This is a genomic window from Kitasatospora sp. NPDC097643, from assembly GCF_040302625.1.
In the GTDB taxonomy this organism is placed as follows: Bacteria; Actinomycetota; Actinomycetes; order Streptomycetales; family Streptomycetaceae; genus Kitasatospora.
On sequence record NZ_JBEOSA010000036.1, the window covers coordinates 65186 to 83349 of the forward strand.

Sequence of the window (18164 nt, forward strand, 5' to 3'; positions counted from 1 at the left end):
GGTCGCCCGCTCGCCGTCAGGCCGCCGCGACCCGGGCCAGGCTGTCGGCGAGGCCGTCGGCCAGCCGCGCGCCGACGTCCCCGGTCCGCGTCCGGTCCTGCTCCGCGTAGGCCCGGACGACGGCCCGGACCCGAGCGGCCGGGTACGTGGCGGCGTAGGCCGCCGAGTCCGCGGCCGCCAGCGCGCGCGCCACGGCCGGTGCGTTCGCGAGGGCGTTCGCGTCGGCGTGGGCCCGCGCGTTGGCCTCGGTGTTCAGCTCGGCGTAGCTCGCGCCGTACGCGGCGGCCTCGGCCTCGCCGTAGCCGTTCGCCAACGCGTACGTGCCCGCGGCCGACGCGGCGGCGGCATAGGCGTCGGCATAGGGGTACGCGTACCCGTACACCTCCCGCAGCGCGGGCCCGAGCACGGCGGTCCAGGCCGTCTCGCCGATCCGTTCGCCGTTCGACGCCCGCTCGTGCAGGGCTGCAACAGCTTGGTGCCGAGCGGCGTCCCCGCCGCGCCGCGCGCTCGCCTCGGCCAGGACCGGCCGCACGCTGACGTGGTACCAGTCGTGGACGACGCTGAAGGGCACCTCCCCGTCCAGCCGCACCAGCTCACGGTGCACCCGCCGCACCCAAGCCCTTCCCGCGTCGGCCTCCATCGCCTCGAAGAGCGCCTCCCCCACGCCCCTGAGCCACTCGGGCCCGGCCGCAGGACCGTCGGCGCCGAGGGAGGAGAGGAAGGCCTCGAACGTGTCCCGTTCCGTGGCGGCTTCAGGTGTGGTCATGGGCGCGACTCCTGGGCTGGTGATCTGCGGGCCACCCCGGCGAGTACTGAGCCGTGGTCAACCCCCTGGGGCTGGTCAGCCGGTGATCACCTTATGATCCGCGCCGAGTTTTGTGGAACCCCGGCCTGCGAGCTGATCGAACGCCTCGGTGAGCTGCACTGAGTTTCGTGGAGCTCCCGGAGCCAGGGTCTCTCCGGCGTCGGCCTCGGCCTGCTGGCGAAGCCAGGAAGCCGCCCTGCACTCCACCTGAACACACGACCACGGACTCCACGAAACTCGGGGCAGCTCAGTTGAGCTTCAGCTACTACACCTGCGCGGTCGTCAAGCCGGCGGCCGCCTCGGACTGTCCGGCGTCGGCAGCGAACTGCCAGTACGCGCCGGCGTCTTCGCCGCGTTGTGGAACATCCGTGACGACCGGACCCCGTGGGTGGCCGCGCTCTCCGGCATCGTCGGCACCGAGGGATACGGCCTGGAAAGCGCCTGCCAGTACGGGCCGGTGACGCCATGGTTCACCGAACCCGAACGCGGCCTGACCGAGCACACCGTGACCGTCCCGCCGGACCGGCTGATCGACCTGGTGCGGTCCCGCTCCACCTACCTGACCGCCGACGCCGCCGAGCAGGCCCGCCTGGACCGGGAGATCGGCGAGTTGGCCGCCACCGACCCGGCCCTGGCCGGCCGCGACGGCGTCGAGATGCCCTACCGGACCTGCGTCTACCGGATGCGGCGGGTCTGATTCCGGGCCAGTGCCCCCGGCACGCCCATGGCAGTCGCATCCGCTGCTCCCGGCCGGGACGGACCAACCGTTGGCGATGACCTCTGCACTCGATGAACACCCTGTCTTCGCCCTGATCGGCGCTCACCGTCCAAGAAGGTTGCTCCATGGCCAGGGCTGCGAATCGGCATCGAACCTGAATGTGCCCATGCGTCTCAGGATCGTTGGATGCCACTGCCCGCTTCCCCGCGTCTATACACGCACATAACGATGACTTGGGCGAGGCCGGGTCAGCGGGAGTGGGAGGCGAGGCTGAGCAGGAGGTGCGCCGACTCCGGGTGCTGGAAGTCGGAGTGAGCGCCAGCGGGGTTGAGACGGGTGGCGAGGCCGCCGCGGTAGACGTCGCCTGCGTCGATGTTGACGATCGGATAGTCCAGTTCGGCGTGGGGGTAGGGCGAGGAGGCCGAGCGCAACCGGGCGGTGAACTGGGGCACCGGAGCGACGCTCGTCCCGGAGTGGCCAATACCCGGAAGACCCTCGGCCCGCAGGTGCCAGAAGCCCGTTGCCCGGTCCCAGCGGGAGTGGGTGAGCACCAGCGGCCCGCCTAGGGGCGCCCCCGGACGGCCCGGACCGAGGAACAACCGGGGGAAGAGCCGGTCGAAGGCGTCACGCGGTGCGGCCATCTGGAAGACCAGTGCGCTGTCCACGGTGAACGGGCGCGCGCGGTCACCCGGACGGCTCCAGCTCAGGACCGGCGGCCCGGCCGGGCACTCAGCCGCGTACTGAACGGCCTCGCAGAGAAACCGGCCGCCGAAGGAGTGGCCGACCAGGTGCAGGTACTGGCCGTGGCGGTTGGCCAGCATGCGTGGCGCGTCCGGTCGGCCTCGACCACCGTCGAGGTAGCCGAGGAGGTGACCGAGGATGCGCCCGGCCTGTCCCCCGGCGCTCATGGCGTGCGCCCGCGCGCGGATGCGCCGGTAACCGCCCAGGCTCGGCGGGCTCGACGACGGCCAGCGCACCACGACGCACCAGGGCCGAAACCCAGTTGCCAGCCCCGGGTAGGCGGCCGGAGCCGATCGGTGCAGAGCGGCGGCCCGGCCGACGAGTGTGGCGGCCGCCCTGTCGGCGGCCTTGGGGCTGGTCTGCCAGCCGTGGACGTAGACGAAGAGGTCGGTGGCCCGCTCGGGGATCCGCAGGTGGCGGGCCAGGTGGTCGGCGACCCGGGCTTCGGCCACGGGCGAGCCGGTCCCGGGTACGAGCAGTCGCCCGTGCTCGTCCAGGTCCACCACGGCAGGCCGTACGACGGGTGCCGGCGCTTCACGGAGTCGTTCCGTCACGGGCTGAGCTCCAGGATGCTGTCGATGCCGCAGTGCAGGGAGTAGGCGAGCGCCAGGGGATTGCAGAACTCGCGAGCGAAACGCTGCACCAGCTGCTGGGTGATCTCGCCCGCCGTGAACTCGCCGGCAAGATAGATGTCCAGGAAGGCGAAGGCGAACTCCGCGGCGAACTCCTGCGGTCGCGGTACCAGGCGTACGAAGCCTTCGGGGTGCGGCGCTGGGTCTCGAAGTCGACGTGCACCAGCCCGAACCGCTGGCGGTACCCCTCGGCCCGTCGTACAGGCCGTCATTCTACCCAGAACCCAATTCTCCATCTTCAATCATCTTGCCTGTTCGGACAGTTGTGGCCAACTCATAGCCGCGCTTCCGACTTCTGACAGCGTGTCGGTTCTTGACGTCAGACGGGCCGGATTCCGAGAGCGAGGGCGTGCCGTTCGGTCTGCTCCGGGGTGATTCCCTGGGCGAGCAGTACGCCGGAGCGCGGGATGTAGGGGCCCGTCGCACTGGAGGACGCCGCCGACCGCTCGGGCGCCGTCCGCACGGGCCGGGCGGATTTCAGAGTGTCTGGACGAGGCCGCCATCGATGACGAAGTCGCTCCCGGTGACGTTGCCCGCCCGGCCGCCGGCCAGCAGCACGACGAGGTCGGCGACCTCCTGCGGAAGGCTGAAGCGGCCGGTCGCCGACTGCGCGACGGCGGCTCGAGCGATGTCCTCCGGATCCCCGCCCGCCGCTTTCGCGACCGTCGCGGCGACGCCGTCGTCACCGAGCCACAGCGCTGTGGACACCGGCCCGGGGCTGACCGTGTTCACCCGCACTCCGCGCGGACCGACCTCCTTGGAGAGGGCCTTGCAGAAGTTGGAGAGCGCCGCCTTGGCCGCGCAGTAGTCGATGATCGTCGGGTCGGGCAGGAACGCGTTGACCGAGCTCACGGTCACGATGGAGGCGTTGCCGCGCTCGATCAGATGGGGCAGGGCCGCTCGGGTGGTCCGGACTGCGGCGAGAAAGTTGATCGTCAGTCCCTGGATCCAGTCGTCGTCGGTGACCGACAGGAGGCCGGTCAGCCGGAGGCGTACCGCGCCGACGTTGTTAACCAGGATGTCCAGTCCGCCGAACCGGGACACCGCCTCCTCGACCGCGGCTGCGGGGCCGTCCGCCGTGGTGAGGTCGACGGAAACCGGGTGCACCTGCGGGGTGAGCTCGGTGAGCGGACCGGTGATACCGCGCGCCACCGCGACCACGTTCGCGCCTTCGGTGGCGAGCGCCCGCGTCACGGCGAGACCGATCCCCTTGCTGGCGCCGGTGACGAGGGCGACCTTGCCCGAGAGGTGCAGGTCCATCGGAGACTCCTCGGGTGGTTCGGCAGGGCGCGCCCGCGGTGCGACGGTGCTGCGCCGGAATGCGCGCGGGGACCGGCTGCCGCGTACGTGAAGTCAGGACTGCTCAATGGCGGCTTTGATCCGGCGTCCGAAGTCGGGAGCGTCCTTGCGGGCGGCGTGCACGGCCGGGCCGAGCAGGACCTTGCCGAGGCCGTGGCCTTCGAGCACGTTGAAGATCCGGACCCGGGTACGGCCGTCCGGCAGCGGTTCGAGGTCGTAGCCGCCTTCGGCGGTGATGAGGTTCTTGCTCTGCTCGCTCCACCGGACGGTGCGCGGCGCCTCCACCTCGGTGATGCGGAACTCGCGGGAGGTCTTCATCCCGGCATCCTTCACGGTGCTGCGGAAGACCGTACCGACGGCGGTCGGGCCGTCCGGAGTCTTCGCGATCTCCAGAACCCGGGGGCTGAACTCGGGGTCGTGGCGGCCGTCAGCGAGATAGGCGAAGACTTCCTCCACCGGGCGGTCGACCTCGACGCTGGCCTCGAACTGTCCCGACATGTCGGCTCCTCGCGGTGGGCCTGGCAGGCGCTTCACAGCCAGGATTCCAGAGAGTCCCGGCCCACGCCTCCCGGCCGCGGAGCGCCGCATGAGGCCGGCGGCGCCGATCCACGGCAGCCGCCCAGTAGGGTCCGGGGCTTCTACTGGGATTAGCGGCGCTTCGGAGCGCGCTCCACGGCCGAGGCCGAGAAGACGCTGGTGGCGGCACCGGTAGCGATGCCCTGGAGGGTGCGGGCGGCGATGACCCAGCCGATGCCGGGACGAGCGCGTACATGACCATCGCCGCGAGCTCCACCAGGGCACTCCGGGCATCAACAACGCGGCCCTGCCGGCGATTTCGTCGAGCGACGCATCCGTGACACTGCGAACGCCCCACAATTGAACTCCCCAGAGTGGCCTCAAACCGAGGCCGCCACCGACAATAATCTCGAACGGATTCAGTGGTGGCCGAAGCCGGACGGCAAGGAGAGCGCACTCGGATGAGCCAGCCCAGAAACGGCAAGCATGTACGCCACCCGGCCCTCGCCGCGGTACAGGCTCGCCGGGCCTCGAGTATGCAGCTCCGGATCGCGGACGGCATCACCAGGTTCGCCGGCTCGATGCAGTTCGTATACATCCACGCCGCGGGCTTCGCGATCTGGATGATCTTCGTTGAGCGCAGCCCCTGGCCCACGCTGACCCTGATCGTGTCATTGGAGGCAATCTTCCTGTCCACCTTTGTCATGATCGGCCAGAACCGCCAGGCAGAGATCCAGCAGAGCAAGGCTGACCACGACTTCGTGCAGCAGGAGCTGGAGCTCAAGACCAACACCGAACTCACCAGAGCCATCCACGCCATGACTACCGAGCTGCACCGCAGGTTCATCCCCGATGCGGAACACCAATTGGGATAGCGTCCGCACCGTCGCCGGCCCGCCGCGCGCTCAGCCCTGATGCGGTGCCATGCGGCGGCACCGCATCAGAACGGTAGCCCCAGTCGGCGTGCCGCACCACGAAGAGGGCCAGGGTCGGAAAACCGCCCCGGTCCTGCTCACGGTCGCGGCGAACGATCTCGACGTCAATGCCCAGCGCGGCGCCGCGCCCGATGGCGGCGCTTGTAGCCCACGTCGGTCCAGGCCCTCCGAACGGTGCGATGCTCGGCCGCCACCGCGGCCAGCGGCTGCCAACCGGCGGTGCCGTCCTGAACGCTGTGCGTCACCGCGACCGCCGCCGCCCGCTCCATCACGCCTGCGTGACACCCAACCATCCCGGTCATTCCGAGCGGAAATATTCACCGTGCCAGGGCCACTTTCACGCCCGGTCGGCGCGGACGAAACCGTTGGCAATGACCTGTGCGCTCGCTGAACACCCTGTCTTCGCCCTTGCAGCGGCTCGCCGTCTTCGAACGTGCTCCATCGCCAAGGTGGCCCTTCGTATCGAACCTGACGCGGATCAGTGCGCACACGGATGCCCAACTACCCTTCACGCAGCGCATGATGGGCCGCGATCAGGTCGCGGTACCAGCCGTACGAGGCTTTGAGGGTCCGCACTTGCGTGTCGAAGTCGACGTGAACCAGGCCGAAGCGCTGGTGATAGCCCTCGGCCCATTCGAAGTTGTCGAGCAGGGACCAGGTGTAGTAGCCGCGGACGTCGGCGCCCTGGGCGATGGCCTGGGCGAGGGCGTCGAGGTGGGTGGCGAGGTAGTCGATGCGGGGCTGGTCGGGGGCGGTGTCCTCGGTGACGGAGCAGCCGTTCTCGGTGATGGTGATGGGCGGGAGGGCTGCGCCGTACGACTTCCGGAGGCCGAGGAGGAGTTGGCGGAGAGCGTCGGGGACGACGGGCCAGCCGAAGGCGGTGTGGGGGACGTCGGGGATGTCGACCAGGTCGAAGGGCAGGCCCGGATCGGTGGGGGCGGCGACGCGGGTGGGGTTGTAGAAGTTGACGCCGAGGGCGTCCAGACCGGGGGCGTGGATGAGGTCGAGGTCGCCGGGGCGGACGGCGCCGTAGATGTCGTCGGGGACGCCGAGGGCCGAGAGGTCGGGATAGCGGCCGAGGAGGACGGGGTCGGTGAACAGGCGGTTGTGGAGGGCGTCGTAGGCCTCGGCGGCGGCCGTGTCGGCAGGTGAGGGGGAGGCAGGCTCGACGGGGGTGAGGTTGTTGGAGAGCATCACCTCCAGGCCGCGGTCGTGGAGCACCGAGGCGGCGAGGCCGTGGGCGAGGAGCTGGTGGTGGGCGGCCGGGAGGGCCTCGAACATCAGGGTGCGGCCGGGGGCGTGGGTGCCGAGGGCGTAGCCGAAGACGGTGTGGACGAAGGGCTCGTTGAGGGTGATCCAGGCGGGGATGCGGTCGCCGAGGCGGTCGGTGACGACGGCGGCGTAGTCGGCGAAGTGGTGGGCGGTGTCACGGTTGAGCCAGCCGCCGTCGTCCTCCAGGGCCTGCGGGAGGTCCCAGTGGAAGAGGGTGGGCAGCGGGGTGATGCCGGCTTCCAGGAGCGCGTCGACCAGGCGGTCGTAGAAGGCCAGGCCGGCCGGGTTGACCGGCCCGCTGCCGGTGGGCAGCACGCGGGGCCAGGCGATGGAGAAGCGGTAGCCGTCCAGCCCGAGGCCCTTCATCAGGGCGATGTCCTCGGGGTAGCGGTGGTAGTGGTCGCAGGCGACGGCACCCGTGTGCCCGTCCCGGACAGCGCCGGGCCGCGCAGCGAAGGTGTCCCAGACGGACGGGCCGCGGCCGTCCTCGTTCACCGCCCCCTCGATCTGGTAGGCGGCGGTGGCGGCACCCCAGCGGAACCCCGCCGGCAGGTCGTAGCGGTCCGGCATGACAGCCTCCTGACGTGAACGTGAGGGAGGCTCATGTTACCGGCGAGGCTCTGAAACTCCAGGGGAGGCGCATCGCTCCACGAAGATCGCAACACCTGATGGCTCTGGAAAGCCACACCCGACACCCCTCGGACTCATTCATCTACGAGTCGGAGGACGGTCCGCTACCTGCCTCCCCAGACGAACAGGAAGAGCACAAGCGGGACCAGACTCAGCAGGACACCGATCACTTTGCCGATCGGGCCGCCGTTCCTCCGACCTGCAAGCAGCAGTACGACGCCGGACGGGAAAACGGCCACGAAGATCGGCAGCGGGGTCAGCAGGAACGCGAGAGAGAGCATGATCTCGATGCCGAACTGCAGCCAGCCGACGACAAGGCAGGCCACACGAAAACCCCAACGCCCTGGCACCGCCAGGGGAATCAAGGTGCTGAAGCCGGCCAGACACCACCTGACGAGGGTTTCTCCGTCGGCGCCTGCCTCACCCGTCACGTACGCGACCGCGTAAATCAGCCACGAGGCACCGGCCCACGCGGCCAGCCCCCATGGCCGAGGCTCGGCGTAACGCGACGACAACGATCCGGTCATCATCCACCCCCAAGGATGCTTTGAACGCGTTCAAGTTCTTTGAACGCGTTCAAAGTAGCATCGTCGTCCGCCCCTTGAAGGCCCGCCCCCTCTGGCCGCGGATGTACATCCCGTGCCACCTCCGGGGCCTGAAGGGTGTCAAAACTCCGATCAGGCCGCTGAACTGGGGGTCTCCTGCGGGCTGCGAGGTGGCTGGATCGGGGCGCCGTGGTACTCGTCGAGGAGTCCGCCGAGTACTCGACAGCGCCGAATGGCTGCGGTGGGCAACGGGATGATGTTGGGTTCGTCGTCCGGGGCACGCAGCTCCAGGCTGCGGTGGGTGCGGCCGGTGTTGTAGCGCTCGGTGTACTCGGCGAGAACGGCGCGCAGATGCCGTTCGCCGGTGATGAGCAGTCGGTCGGTGCATTCGGCGCGCACGGTGCGTATCCACCGCTCCGCAAAGGCGTTCGAGCGCAGGCTCTGCGGCGGCGTCGGGATGACCTGGGATTACCTGATCCTTCGTCAACACCTGCCCATCGGAGTGTCGAAAGCTTTCGGCCAACTGGAGAAAGGGAGGCGGACGTGGCCATTGACGACAGACCCGGCCACCCGGATCCTCTCCCCTACGGCCCGGCCACCGGCCCCGGCCGCACCGACGATCCGGGGGTGGTCACCGATGACGAACCAGTTGGCGGACGAGCGGATGCCGACATCACTCAAGTGGGTGGTAGCGGGGGTCTGGCTGCACGCCGTCCTCAACGGCGCCGCTGGGATCTTCATACTCGCACTGATTCACGGCCAGCACGGTGACGGTGTTGCCATGGTGACGTTCATCGCCTTCCTCTCGATCCTGATCGGCGTCCTGCTCGGCACCTGCGCGGCCCTGGCGCCGGGTGGGGCTCGGTGGACCCGGAAGACCGTGCTGGTGATCGAGTGGCTCACGATCGTCACCGGCGTGATCCAGCTCTTCTCCGGCTCGATCATCTCGCTGGCCGGCATCGCGATCGCGGGCATCATCATCCGGGCGTACAGCTCCGTCGAGGGCAAGGAGTGGTTCACGGTCTGAAGGGCCGATCGTCATCACCGGTTGCTGAGCGCGATCTTGCCGATCACGTGCAACAGCCGGTCGAGGGCGTCCCTGGAGTTGGGCTCGGTCAGGTTGACCATCAGCCGGAACGCCAGCTTCAGCAGAGCCGGGGTGGCCGAGGCCGACCGCCCCTGCGGCGCCGAGCAGTCTGGGGCGGGCCAAGTACGTCGGCGGCGAGCCGGCCGAGCACAAAGTAGCCGTCGTAGGCGGAGCGGAGCGCCTGCGGGTAGGCGCGCATGGCGAGTTCGCGGCCGCGATCGGCGCACCGGGCCAGTGCCAGGACGATCGTCTCGGCGGCGTACCGGCCGAACTCCATCGCGTAGGCGATGCCCTCGCCGTTGGCCGGGCTGACCGGGCCGCCCGAGTCGCCGACCAGCAACAGGCCGTCGGCGTAGTGTGGTTGGCAGTTGAGGCCCATCGAGGGCGGAGCCGCAGACGGGTTCGGTGACGCCCTCGGGGGGTGTCACCCTTCCGAGGGTTGCCTCATCGGTGCTTTGCCGTGCAGTGCTCGGTGCTCTCATCGGCGAAGACGCAGAACTGGCTGATGCTCTCCCGGTAGCTGTCCGGCGTGCGGTGGTGCTCCTTGCGGGGCGGTCCATCAATCCACTGGTGCCAGAGGCCGTCTGGGGTCAGGAACCGATCAGCTCGATTGGCACCGAGCTTGGTGTCGAGGTGCAGGAGTGCGCCGATGGCGGCTGTCTGGTCGTAGTAGAGGTCGGGGCGTCGCAGGTAGCGATCGAGGTAGACAGCCAACAGGTCTGCGTCGGCAGAGGTGCCGAAGGTGGCGAGGGCGACGGAGTAGGCCGAGCCTGCGAAGCAGACCTCGCTGGCAAGCAGCAGTTCGCCCAGGCGTTCGCGGAACTCGGTTCTGCGGGCGACGGCGATGAGCCAGGCTGCGGTCTTGCGCTCGCGCCACCCGCCCTCAAGCAGGATGGTCAGCTCTCGTGGGGTGATGTCGGCGGCAGCCTCGCCGAGCGCCCGTGCGAACTTGGTGCGTTCAGGCCCGGTCATGCGACCGAGGCTGCCGCCGAGTTTGAGGTAGCGCCGGTCGGGCGTGACGTATCGGTGGACAAGAGCTTGCAGCTCGGAGTCCTCGTGGACGAAGCGCATGGCCGCAACCTGCCCTGCGTAAAGCTCCCTGACCAGTGCATTTCTCGGCTGCATCGTTCACTCGGCGGGCTCGTCGTGCGGTTCGCCGAGGTCGTCGAGGAGGCTGGTGATGCGGTCGGCGATGCGCTGGTGGCGCTCGATCTCCCGCTCCCAGCCGCGGTCCCTTGCGTCGGTGATCAGTTGCCGCTCGGTGCAGAGCCGTTCACGCAGGCGTGGCACGTACCGGGGTGTAGTGACGAACTTCGCGCAGCTGAGATAGAGATCGCACTCGCAGGGGCCCTCCTGGGGCAGGCGAAGGCAACGGCCGAGTTCGAGTTCGGTCTTGTAGAAGTTGGTCTTGAGCCAGTCCAGCGCGTCCTGGTCGAGCAGTCCGGAGCGCAGGGTATCGGCGAGCGGGCCGGCGATAGCCGCGCCGGGCATCAGAACGGCTTGGTAGTCGGCCAGGACCGTGGGGTCGGAGATCTGGGTGTAGGTCATCGACATGCCTGGGCTCTTGTGGCCGAGGACTTTCATGATGGTCTGCACGCGGGTGCCTCTCTCCGCGAGTTGGGTGCCCAGGGTGTGCCGGAAGCGATGGGGGTGGATCGCGGGCTTGCCGACGCTGCACGGGGCGTCCGAGGTTTCCTGCCTCGGTACCGGACGGCACCGGCCCAGACCTTCTCGAAGCTCTGCCGGTAGGTCGAGACCAGCTGGGCGCCGGCGACGCGGCGCAGGTGGAGCACCGGGGTGCACCGCCTGGCCCGACGTCCTGCGCTGGGAGGCGATGATCACGGTACGCCGCGACCTGGACGTTCCCGTCACCCCCAGCGGTCTGACGGGCCCCCAGTTGCCGAAGCCCGCCGACGTCGTCGAGAGGCTCGGGCTGTGGTGACCCCCGCCCAGCCAGGCTCGATCCTGGCCGCCTTCGCGCACCCCGACGACGCCGAGCTGCGGGTGGGTGCCACCCTCGCCCTCCACGCCCGGTGCGCCGATGTCACCGTCGTTGTCCCGCACCGCGACGAGGTCCGCGACGCCGAGGCCCGCATGGGCGTCGCGACCCTCGGGGCCGAGCTACCGGGAACCGAGCATGGCCGTCCACACCTTCACCCTCACGGCCTCGCTGGGCACCGACGCGGCGACGGCCGAAGCCTGGCAGCAGCTGAAGGCCTCACCACCGGCCGACTGCACCTACGACCCGGAGGTCTTTCCCCACACGCCAGGGCTTCACTGCGAGCGGCAGGCAGCAACCCGTTTGGAGGCCATCTTCACCGTCGCCGGCCAGGTCCACACCAACCACGGCCTCGTCCTCGACGACCTGGGTGTGGAGAACCGCTCCGAGTGGATCGGCAGCGGCGCAGACCAACCCGACAGCTGCGCCGGGACGTGTTGTTGGAGAGCATCACCTCCAGGCCGCGCTCGTGGAGCAGGGACGCCGCCAGGCCGTGGCCGAGGAGTTGGTGGTGGGCAGCGGGAAGCGCCTCGAACATCAGGGCGCGGCCGGGGGCGTGGGTGCCGAGGGCGTAGCCGAAGACGGTGTGGACGAAGGGCTCGTTGAGGGTGATCCAGGCGGGGACACGGTCGCCGAGACGGTCGGCAGCGATCGCGGCGTACTCGGCGAGGCGGTAGGCGGTGTCGCGGTTGAGCCAGCCGCCCTCGTCCTCCAGGGCCTGCGGGAGGTCCCCGGCATGGCAGCCTCCTGACGAAAACGCGAGGAGTGCTCATGTTGCTGACGCGGCGCCAATGCACCAGAGGACCTCGTGGAGGGTCAGTGCCCGTCAAGGACGAAGCAGGAGCCGTTCCAGTGCTCCGCGACGCTGATCGTCTCCGTCCGGGAGAGGCCCCTGGCCCGGGTGGCGGTCTCGACGGCGCTCGGCTCGACGTCACCGGCCCGGCCGGGCTTGGGGGTGAGCAGCCAGAGCAGGCCGCGCTCCCCCAGACCCAGCTCGTCGAGGGCGTATGCGAGCGTGTCGGCGAGGTCGTCGTCCTCGGCGCGGAACCAGAGGAGTATGGCGTCGGCCAGGCCTTCGAAGTCCATGTCGAAGAGGTCCAGGCAGGAGACCGTGTTGACACTGTCGTGGAGGTCGTGGTCGATGTCGGGGCCGTAGCCGATCTCCCGCACGACCATGCCGGGTTCGAACCCGAGCCGGGTGGCGCGGTCGGCGCGCTCGTCCCCTGATCCCGCCATCGTGGTGTCCTCTCGCTCCCCCGAGGCACCGATCGCCTCGCAGAGGTATAGCCAAGCAGACACGTACGACAGCAGAGGCGGCAGCGTTCGCGCCGGCCCGTCGTTCGGCACCCGCTCCGGATCAGGCGTCGAGCACCTGGCCGTGGCGCTTGACGACCGGGCCCTCCGTCGACCAGGGGAATTCGATCCAGTCGTCGGTCTTCTTCCACACGTACTCGCACTTCACGAGGGAGTGCGACTTCTCGTAGACGACGGCGGAGCGCACCTCGGCGACGTGGCCGAGGCAGAAGTCGTGCACGAGCTTCAGGGTCTTGCCCGTGTCGGCGACGTCGTCGGCGATCAGGACCTTCTTGTCGGTGAAGTCGATCGCCGCGGGGACGGGCGCCAGCATGACGGGCATGTCGAGGGTGGTGCCCACGCCCGTGTAGAACTCGACGTTCACGAGGTGAATGTTCTTGCAGTCCAGCGCGTACGCCAGGCCGCCCGCCACGAAAACGCCGCCGCGGGCAATGCTCAGGATGAGATCGGGCTCGTACCCGTCGGCGGCGATCGCCTGCGCGAGTTCGCGCACCGCCCGGCCGAAGGTCTGGTAATCGAGGGTCTCGCGCACGTCGGTCATAGCGTCCAGTGTCCTCCCTGGCCGGCCGGCCGGCGAGCACCGGCATGCCGAGCACCGGCATGCCGCGGACCGGCTGCCCGTCGGTGCCGACGGCAGGAGGGCATCGGCGGGGTGCTAGAAATCCCTCGTGGACGATCACCCCGAGCCCCCGACCCTGCGCGTCTTCGTGGCGCTGGCCCCGCCCGACGATGCCAAGGACGAACTGGCCCGGGCCCTTGAGCCCGCCTACGCCCGGTACCCGAGGCTGCGCTGGAACCGGATCGAGGACTGGCACATCACCCTGGCCTTCCTCGGTGAACTGCCCACCACCACAGTGCCGTTGCTGCAATCGGTGCTGGCCGGTCGGGCGGCGTCGCAGCCCGCCCTCCAGCTGTCCCTGCGCGGCGGCGGCCACTTCGACGAGCGACTGCTGTGGAGTGGCATCGACGGGGACCTGGACGGGCTGCACCTGCTCGCCACCGACGTCCGCGACCTGGTCGCATCCTGCGGAATCGAGTTCCGCAACCGCCCGCTGCACCCCCATCTGACCCTGGCACGCGCCCGCCGCGACGATCCCACCAGTGTGCCGCAGGCCGCCGCCGGGCTCGCCGGGTTCGTGGGCCGGCCGTGGCAGGCCGAGCGCCTCCACCTGGTCGGCAGCAACGTCGGCCGCGGCCCGGGGCCGATCCACTACCGCGACATCGAGGCGTGGCGATTCGGCACCGCGACCCGGACCGGGGACGACGACGCGCCCGCCGAGCCGTCACCGAGGTGAGCCACGGTTGACGGCCGGGGCGGCGGACGAGGCCCGTGCCGTCCGGTGGCGGCGGCCACCGGACGGGTGCGCGGAGGTCTACCAGCGGCCGCGCGACGGCGCCGGGTTGAGCTTGGCGCTGAGTGCCGAGAGGAAGGTCGGGAGCTTGTCGACCATGGCCTTGGGGACCGGGGTGGTCTGAACGCTGCCCCGCCGCACGTCCTCGACGAGGAGCGTGTAGGTGCCGTTCTCCTCGACGAGTTCGGCGGCGTAGAGCAGTGTTCGGGTTGTGGTTTCCATCGGGGTCCTAGGCTTGGGTGTCATTGAGCCAGGCGGTCCACGCCTTGGTGGCCTGCTGCTCGTCGGCGTCCTCCGCGAACAGGTGGTGGCCGAGCCAGATCGGCACGTTCCAGGTGCTGCCGTTGAAGAACCGGTACAGCGCGTCGGGGCCGCGCAGTCCGACGAAGTCGGGGCTGAGCCAGTCCACCACCACCTCCTCCGGGCGGCCGTCCGCGTCCGGGCGGTGCAGCGGCAGCCGGTCGCCGACGGCCGCGTCCTCGGGGAGGCCGAGGCGGCGGCGCAGTGCAGCGAAGTCGGCCGGGTCCGCGGCGGGTTCGGGGCGTTGGGCCTTGACGTAGACGGCGGGGCGGCCGGCGAAGTGCCGCAGGTACTCGGCCAGGCCGTGCTGGTAGAAGTCGACGTGCTTCTCGGCCGCGTCCGACTTGGTGTCCCAGGCCCAGGCGTCGTCGACGACGCCCGTGTGCACCCAGTGGATTCCCATCCGCAGGTGGCTCGTCCCGCCGTCGGCCGGCTCGATGTGGTAGCTGAGCGTGTTGGAGAACCCGCCGTCCTGGGTCGCCCGGACCGCGAAGTGCTGCGGCGGTTCCCAGGCCACGACGGTGGAGTCGCCCCGGGTGGCCTTGCCTCCGACGCGCGGCTCCACCTCCATCGGGTAGAGCCAGCCGAGGTTGCCGGCGCCGGTGGCGACCGCGTGCCAGACCTGCTCGGGCGTGGCGGGTAGGTCCTGTTCCCGGCGGACCTCGAACTCTCGGGCCATGGTCGGTACTCCTTCGTCGTCGTTCCGTCGTTCCGTCGTTAAGTCGTTCAGTCGTTCAGTCGTTCACTGGTCAGTAGGTGAGCGGGAGGGCGCTCAGCCGCCGTTGCAGCGGGTTGGGCCGCCAGTCCAGCACCGCCCCGTCGGCCAGCCGCAGCTGCGGCAACCGGCGGACCAGCGTGCCGATGGCCACCTCCGCCTGGAGCTTGGCCAGCGGGCCGCCGAGACAGAAGTGCGGGCCGATGCCGAAACTCAGGTGCCGGTTGTCGGGGCGGGTCAGGTCGAGCCGGTCGGGGTCCTCGAAGCGCTCGGGGTCGCGGTTGGTCGAGGCCAGGAACAGGTACACCAACTCGCCTTCCCGCAGCGTTCGCCCGCCGATCTCCAGGTCCTCCGCGACGACCCGGACGATCGCCTGGGTCACCGTGTCGTAGCGGGTCAGCTCCTCGACGGCGCCGCGGATCAGCCCCGGGTCCGCGCGCAGCCGGGCCAGCTGGTCGGGGTGGCGCAGCAGGGCGAGGACGCCGTTGCCGATCAGGTGGGTGGTGGTCTCGTCGCCGGCGGTGATCAGGACGAAGCAGGTGGACAGCAGTTCCGAGTCGGTGAGCCGGTCGTCCTGCGCCTGGGTGGCGACCAGGGCGCTGATCAGGTCGTCGCCCGGGTCGGCCCGGCGCCGGCGGATGAGCCGGGTGAGGTACTCCTCGTACTCCTCGATCGCCGCCTCGGACTTGTCGATGTCCTCGGTCATCCGGCCGAACCGGCGGAACCAGGTCCTGACCTGCGGGCGGTCCTCGGGCGGGATGCCGAAGAGTTCGCAGATGACGGACATCGGCAGCGGGGCGGCGACCGCCTCGATCAGGTCCGTGGTCGGCCCCGCCGCGATCGCCTCGTCGACGAGCCGGTCGACGATCCGCTGGATGCCGTCGCGCAGGGCTTCGGCGCGCCGGGCGGTGAAGGCCCGGTTGGCGAGCTTGCGCAGGCGGGCGTGGTCCGGCGGGTCGGTGTTGGTCATCACTCGGCCGAGCCGCTCGGTGAGCCGGCTGAGGGCCTTCAGGTCGCCGCCCAGGCCGCCGAGGGCCCGGGTCATCCGGTCCCGGTCGATGGACATCCGCGGGTCGCCCAGGGCCGCCTCGACGTCGGCGTACCGGGTGAGGTACCAGATGCCCTGGGCGCTGCGGTGGACCGGGCTCTCGCGCCGCATGCGGGCGTAGAACGGGTACGGGTCCCGACGGGCCTCGGGCGTGAGCAGGTCCGCGGCGAGGTCGTGGGGCGGGGCGTCGGGCGGGGCGAGGTCGTGGGGCCGGGCGGGGCCCGCCGTGGGGCGGGCCTCGTCGGTGGTTTCGGTGAGGTTCACGTCGGCCCTGCTACTGCTGGGCGTTCATGGCATCGGCGAGGCTCTTGGGCCGCATGTCGGTCCAGGCCTGCTCGACGTACTCCAGACACGCGGCCTGCGTGTCGGGGCCGTGGGCGACGGTCCAGCCGGCCGGAACGTCCGCGAACTGCGGCCAGAGCGAGTGCTGGTTCTCGTCGTTGACGAGCACGAGGAAGGTGCCGTCCGGGTCGTCGAAGGGGTTGGTCATGGGTCAGTCCTCCTGGTGGGAAAGGGTGGTGTCACCGGTGTCACGGATGTCACCGGTGTCGCCGGCGGTCTGGGCGAGCTTGGCGGCCAGGATCGGTCCGATCTGGGCCAGCGAGCCCGCTTCGGTCATCCGGTCGTGCCGGGTGGTGATCTCGTGCGATTCGATCCGGCCGCCGACGTAGGGGTGCCAGGTCTCCGGCCCGGCGTCGTCCCCGGCCCGCTCGATCGTGGAGTTGAAGAGCAGCAGGTCCCCGTCGAACCTGCCGGGGACGAAGTCGACCGCCAGCTTGCCGTTGTTGATCATGATCTGGACGATCACCTCGATCTGCCGCTCGGTCAGACCTTGCAGGGCGCTGCCCCGCCGGTTCAGGACCTCGGCGACCTCGGCGTAGGTGATCTCCCGGTCGCCCAGTTCCGCCGGGTCCACGTCGAGCACGCCGACGAGCACGTCCCGCACGGTGGGCATCGGAGCCACCTCGAACTGCACGTCCTTCACCGGGTAGGCGTCGAGGATCGCCAGCAGCGCGGTCCGTTCGCCGCGCGACTGGAGCTCACAGGCGAGCGCGTGGGCGATCAGCCCGCCGGCGGACCAGCCGAGCAGCAGGTACGGGCCCTCCGGCTGGATCTTGCGGATCTGGTCGGCGTAGTCGGCCGCCATCTCCTCGAACGACGTCGGCAGGGGTTCGGGACGGCCGAGACCGCGTGCCTGGATCGCGTAGACCGGGTGCTGCGGTCCGATGTGGTTCAGCAGGCCGCTGTACGACCAGCTGATGCCGCCACCGGGGTGGATGCAGAACAGCGGCGTGCTGGTCCCGGTCGAGCGCAGCGGCAGCACCACGTCCAATGCGTCGTCGGGGTCGTTCATGATCAGGCGCTCGGTGAGACCGGCCACGGTCGGCGCCTCGAACAGCATGCGCAGGCCCAGCTCCACGCCGAGGGTCTCGCGGACGCGCGAGGCCAGGCGGGCGGCCAGCAGCGAGTGCCCGCCCAGGTCGAAGAAGCCGTCGTCGATGCTCACCTGCTCCCGGTCGAGGACCTCGGCGAACAGGCCGCACAGCAGCTGTTCCTGTGGCGTCCGGGGGCCGCGCCCGGTGCCCGGCGCCCCGTAGTCCGGGGCCGGCAGAGCGGCCCGGTCCAGCTTCCCGTTGGCGGTCAACGGCAGCCGCTCCAGGGTGACGAACGCCGACGGCAGCATGTAGTCGGGCAGGTCGCGGCGCAGCCGGTCGGACAGCTCGCCCGGCTCGGGCGCACCGCCGGGGGCGGGCACCAGGTAGGCGACGAGCCGCTTGTCGCCCGGCCGGTCCTCACGGGCGATGACGGCTGCCTGGGCAAGGCCGGGGTGCGCGGCCAACGCCGCCTCGATCTCGCCGAGCTCGATCCGGAACCCGCGCAGCTTGACCTGGTCGTCGGCGCGGCCGACGTACTCCAACTCTCCGTCGGCGCGCCGGCGGACCAGATCCCCGGTGCGGTACATCCGGGCCCCCGCCGCACCGAACGGACAGGCGACGAACCGCCCGGCCGTCAGGCCCGGCCGGTTCAGGTAGCCGCGCGCCAGCCCCGGGCCCGCGACGTACAACTCCCCCACCACCCCCGGGGTGACCAGCCGCAGCCGCTCGTCCAGGACGTACACCCGGGCGTTGGTGATCGGCCGCCCGATCGGCGGCACACCCGACCCCGGGGACAGCGGGTCGCTCATCGTCGCGCACACCGTCGTCTCGGTCGGACCGTAGGCGTTGATCATCCGCCGGCCCGGGGCCCACCGGGCCA

General features: G+C 70.3%; 21 protein-coding genes and 2 pseudogenes. 4 read left to right on the forward strand and 19 right to left on the reverse strand.

Annotated elements, in window-relative coordinates; translation table 11 throughout:
- Positions 1-16: 16 nt before the first annotated feature.
- Positions 17-766: a SpcZ gene (locus ABTY15_RS23005; protein WP_350597204.1), complete on the reverse strand. Its 750-nt coding sequence runs from the start codon at positions 764-766 to the stop codon at positions 17-19.
- A 394-nt stretch (positions 767-1160) separates the two neighbouring features.
- On the opposite strand from ABTY15_RS23005, the gene ABTY15_RS23010 reads away from it, so the two are divergent.
- Positions 1161-1502 carry a hypothetical protein gene (locus tag ABTY15_RS23010; protein WP_350597208.1) on the forward strand — a complete coding sequence of 114 codons (342 nt, stop codon included), beginning with the start codon at positions 1161-1163 and terminating at the stop codon, positions 1500-1502.
- 269 nt (positions 1503-1771) lie between these two features.
- Here ABTY15_RS23010 and ABTY15_RS23015 read toward each other — a convergent pair whose 3' ends face one another.
- From ABTY15_RS23015 to ABTY15_RS23030, 4 genes and pseudogenes are all read right to left on the reverse strand, one after another.
- Positions 1772-2818: a hypothetical protein gene (locus tag ABTY15_RS23015; protein WP_350597210.1), complete on the reverse strand. Its 1047-nt coding sequence runs from the start codon at positions 2816-2818 to the stop codon at positions 1772-1774.
- 178 nt (positions 2819-2996) lie between these two features.
- Positions 2997-3089 (reverse strand): annotated as a pseudogene (locus ABTY15_RS23020) (family 1 glycosylhydrolase); the annotation flags it as partial.
- Positions 3090-3373: 284 nt separating this feature from the next.
- Positions 3374-4156 carry an oxidoreductase gene (locus ABTY15_RS23025; RefSeq protein WP_350597213.1) on the reverse strand — a complete coding sequence of 261 codons (783 nt, stop codon included), beginning with the start codon at positions 4154-4156 and terminating at the stop codon, positions 3374-3376.
- Positions 4157-4249: 93 nt separating this feature from the next.
- A complete protein-coding gene (locus tag ABTY15_RS23030) occupies positions 4250-4693 on the reverse strand; it encodes an SRPBCC family protein (RefSeq protein WP_350597216.1) in 444 nt (147 codons plus the stop codon).
- A 479-nt stretch (positions 4694-5172) separates the two neighbouring features.
- Between ABTY15_RS23030 and ABTY15_RS23035 the strand changes: the two genes are divergently transcribed.
- Complete coding sequence (locus ABTY15_RS23035) at positions 5173-5586, forward strand: DUF1003 domain-containing protein (protein ID WP_350597219.1); 414 nt, start codon at positions 5173-5175, stop codon at positions 5584-5586.
- A gap of 561 nt (positions 5587-6147) precedes the next feature.
- Here ABTY15_RS23035 and ABTY15_RS23040 read toward each other — a convergent pair.
- The 3 genes from ABTY15_RS23040 to ABTY15_RS23050 form a co-directional block, all read right to left on the reverse strand.
- Positions 6148-7488, reverse strand: a complete 1341-nt coding sequence (locus tag ABTY15_RS23040; RefSeq protein ID WP_350597222.1) for a GH1 family beta-glucosidase — start codon at positions 7486-7488, stop codon at positions 6148-6150.
- Positions 7489-7652: 164 nt separating this feature from the next.
- Positions 7653-8078 carry a hypothetical protein gene (locus ABTY15_RS23045; RefSeq protein ID WP_350597225.1) on the reverse strand — a complete coding sequence of 142 codons (426 nt, stop codon included), beginning with the start codon at positions 8076-8078 and terminating at the stop codon, positions 7653-7655.
- A 147-nt stretch (positions 8079-8225) separates the two neighbouring features.
- A complete protein-coding gene (locus tag ABTY15_RS23050; RefSeq protein ID WP_350597278.1) occupies positions 8226-8552 on the reverse strand; it encodes an integrase core domain-containing protein in 327 nt (108 codons plus the stop codon).
- Between the two features lie 178 nt (positions 8553-8730).
- Here ABTY15_RS23050 and ABTY15_RS23055 point away from each other — a divergent pair, with 178 nt between their 5' ends.
- Positions 8731-9120 (forward strand): hypothetical protein, encoded by a 390-nt coding sequence (locus ABTY15_RS23055; protein ID WP_350597228.1) that lies wholly within the window; start codon positions 8731-8733, stop codon positions 9118-9120.
- A gap of 118 nt (positions 9121-9238) precedes the next feature.
- Here the strand turns inward: ABTY15_RS23055 and ABTY15_RS23060 are convergent, their stop codons facing one another.
- The 6 genes and pseudogenes from ABTY15_RS23060 to ABTY15_RS23085 all read right to left on the reverse strand — a co-directional run bounded on the left by ABTY15_RS23060 (position 9239) and on the right by ABTY15_RS23085 (position 13034).
- Positions 9239-9559: an NAD(P)/FAD-dependent oxidoreductase gene (locus tag ABTY15_RS23060; RefSeq protein ID WP_350597230.1), complete on the reverse strand. Its 321-nt coding sequence runs from the start codon at positions 9557-9559 to the stop codon at positions 9239-9241.
- A gap of 65 nt (positions 9560-9624) precedes the next feature.
- Positions 9625-10251 (reverse strand): DUF6000 family protein, encoded by a 627-nt coding sequence (locus ABTY15_RS23065; RefSeq protein ID WP_350597235.1) that lies wholly within the window; start codon positions 10249-10251, stop codon positions 9625-9627.
- Between the two features lie 57 nt (positions 10252-10308).
- Positions 10309-11052 (reverse strand): tyrosine-type recombinase/integrase, encoded by a 744-nt coding sequence (locus ABTY15_RS23070; RefSeq protein WP_350597283.1) that lies wholly within the window; start codon positions 11050-11052, stop codon positions 10309-10311.
- Positions 11053-11615: 563 nt separating this feature from the next.
- A pseudogene (locus tag ABTY15_RS23075) lies at positions 11616-11909 on the reverse strand (family 1 glycosylhydrolase); the annotation flags it as partial.
- An 86-nt stretch (positions 11910-11995) separates the two neighbouring features.
- Positions 11996-12415 carry a DUF3052 family protein gene (locus tag ABTY15_RS23080; protein WP_350597238.1) on the reverse strand — a complete coding sequence of 140 codons (420 nt, stop codon included), beginning with the start codon at positions 12413-12415 and terminating at the stop codon, positions 11996-11998.
- A 121-nt stretch (positions 12416-12536) separates the two neighbouring features.
- A complete protein-coding gene (locus tag ABTY15_RS23085) occupies positions 12537-13034 on the reverse strand; it encodes a phosphoribosyltransferase (protein ID WP_350597241.1) in 498 nt (165 codons plus the stop codon).
- A 127-nt stretch (positions 13035-13161) separates the two neighbouring features.
- Here ABTY15_RS23085 and thpR point away from each other — a divergent pair, with 127 nt between their 5' ends.
- Positions 13162-13788: an RNA 2',3'-cyclic phosphodiesterase gene (gene thpR, locus ABTY15_RS23090; protein WP_350597245.1), complete on the forward strand. Its 627-nt coding sequence runs from the start codon at positions 13162-13164 to the stop codon at positions 13786-13788.
- Between the two features lie 78 nt (positions 13789-13866).
- On the opposite strand, the gene ABTY15_RS23095 is transcribed toward thpR, so the two are convergent.
- From ABTY15_RS23095 to ABTY15_RS23115, 5 genes are all read right to left on the reverse strand, one after another.
- Complete coding sequence (locus tag ABTY15_RS23095) at positions 13867-14067, reverse strand: hypothetical protein (protein WP_350597248.1); 201 nt, start codon at positions 14065-14067, stop codon at positions 13867-13869.
- A 7-nt stretch (positions 14068-14074) separates the two neighbouring features.
- The gene (locus tag ABTY15_RS23100; RefSeq protein ID WP_350597250.1) at positions 14075-14824 is read right to left on the reverse strand and encodes an SRPBCC family protein; all 750 of its coding nucleotides are present in this window, start codon (positions 14822-14824) and stop codon (positions 14075-14077) included.
- Between the two features lie 70 nt (positions 14825-14894).
- On the reverse strand, positions 14895-16172 hold the full coding sequence (locus tag ABTY15_RS23105; RefSeq protein WP_350597252.1) for a cytochrome P450: 1278 nt from the start codon (positions 16170-16172) through the stop codon (positions 14895-14897).
- Positions 16173-16182: 10 nt separating this feature from the next.
- Entirely contained in the window at positions 16183-16398 is a 216-nt protein-coding gene (locus ABTY15_RS23110) for an MbtH family protein (RefSeq protein WP_350597254.1), read from the reverse strand.
- A gap of 3 nt (positions 16399-16401) precedes the next feature.
- Positions 16402-18164: alpha/beta fold hydrolase (locus tag ABTY15_RS23115; protein ID WP_350597259.1), on the reverse strand; the 1763-nt coding region annotated here is incomplete at its 5' end.

Bases quoted from the DNA above. Each gene is read 5' to 3' on its own strand.
- ABTY15_RS23040 (WP_350597222.1), bottom strand. From the start codon at position 7,488: ATGCCGGACCGCTACGACCTGCCGGCGGGGTTCCGCTGGGGTGCCGCC.
- ABTY15_RS23100 (WP_350597250.1), bottom strand. From the start codon at position 14,824: ATGGCCCGAGAGTTCGAGGTCCGCCGGGAACAGGACCTACCCGCCACG.
- ABTY15_RS23065 (WP_350597235.1), bottom strand. From the start codon at position 10,251: ATGCGCTTCGTCCACGAGGACTCCGAGCTGCAAGCTCTTGTCCACCGA.
- ABTY15_RS23095 (WP_350597248.1), bottom strand. From the start codon at position 14,067: ATGGAAACCACAACCCGAACACTGCTCTACGCCGCCGAACTCGTCGAG.
- ABTY15_RS23025 (WP_350597213.1), bottom strand. From the start codon at position 4,156: ATGGACCTGCACCTCTCGGGCAAGGTCGCCCTCGTCACCGGCGCCAGC.
- ABTY15_RS23035 (WP_350597219.1), top strand. From the start codon at position 5,173: ATGAGCCAGCCCAGAAACGGCAAGCATGTACGCCACCCGGCCCTCGCC.
- ABTY15_RS23110 (WP_350597254.1), bottom strand. From the start codon at position 16,398: ATGACCAACCCCTTCGACGACCCGGACGGCACCTTCCTCGTGCTCGTC.
- ABTY15_RS23060 (WP_350597230.1), bottom strand. From the start codon at position 9,559: ATGGGCCTCAACTGCCAACCACACTACGCCGACGGCCTGTTGCTGGTC.
- ABTY15_RS23080 (WP_350597238.1), bottom strand. From the start codon at position 12,415: ATGGCGGGATCAGGGGACGAGCGCGCCGACCGCGCCACCCGGCTCGGG.
- ABTY15_RS23085 (WP_350597241.1), bottom strand. From the start codon at position 13,034: ATGACCGACGTGCGCGAGACCCTCGATTACCAGACCTTCGGCCGGGCG.
- ABTY15_RS23005 (WP_350597204.1), bottom strand. From the start codon at position 766: ATGACCACACCTGAAGCCGCCACGGAACGGGACACGTTCGAGGCCTTC.
- ABTY15_RS23030 (WP_350597216.1), bottom strand. From the start codon at position 4,693: ATGTCGGGACAGTTCGAGGCCAGCGTCGAGGTCGACCGCCCGGTGGAG.
- ABTY15_RS23045 (WP_350597225.1), bottom strand. From the start codon at position 8,078: ATGATGACCGGATCGTTGTCGTCGCGTTACGCCGAGCCTCGGCCATGG.
- ABTY15_RS23055 (WP_350597228.1), top strand. From the start codon at position 8,731: ATGACGAACCAGTTGGCGGACGAGCGGATGCCGACATCACTCAAGTGG.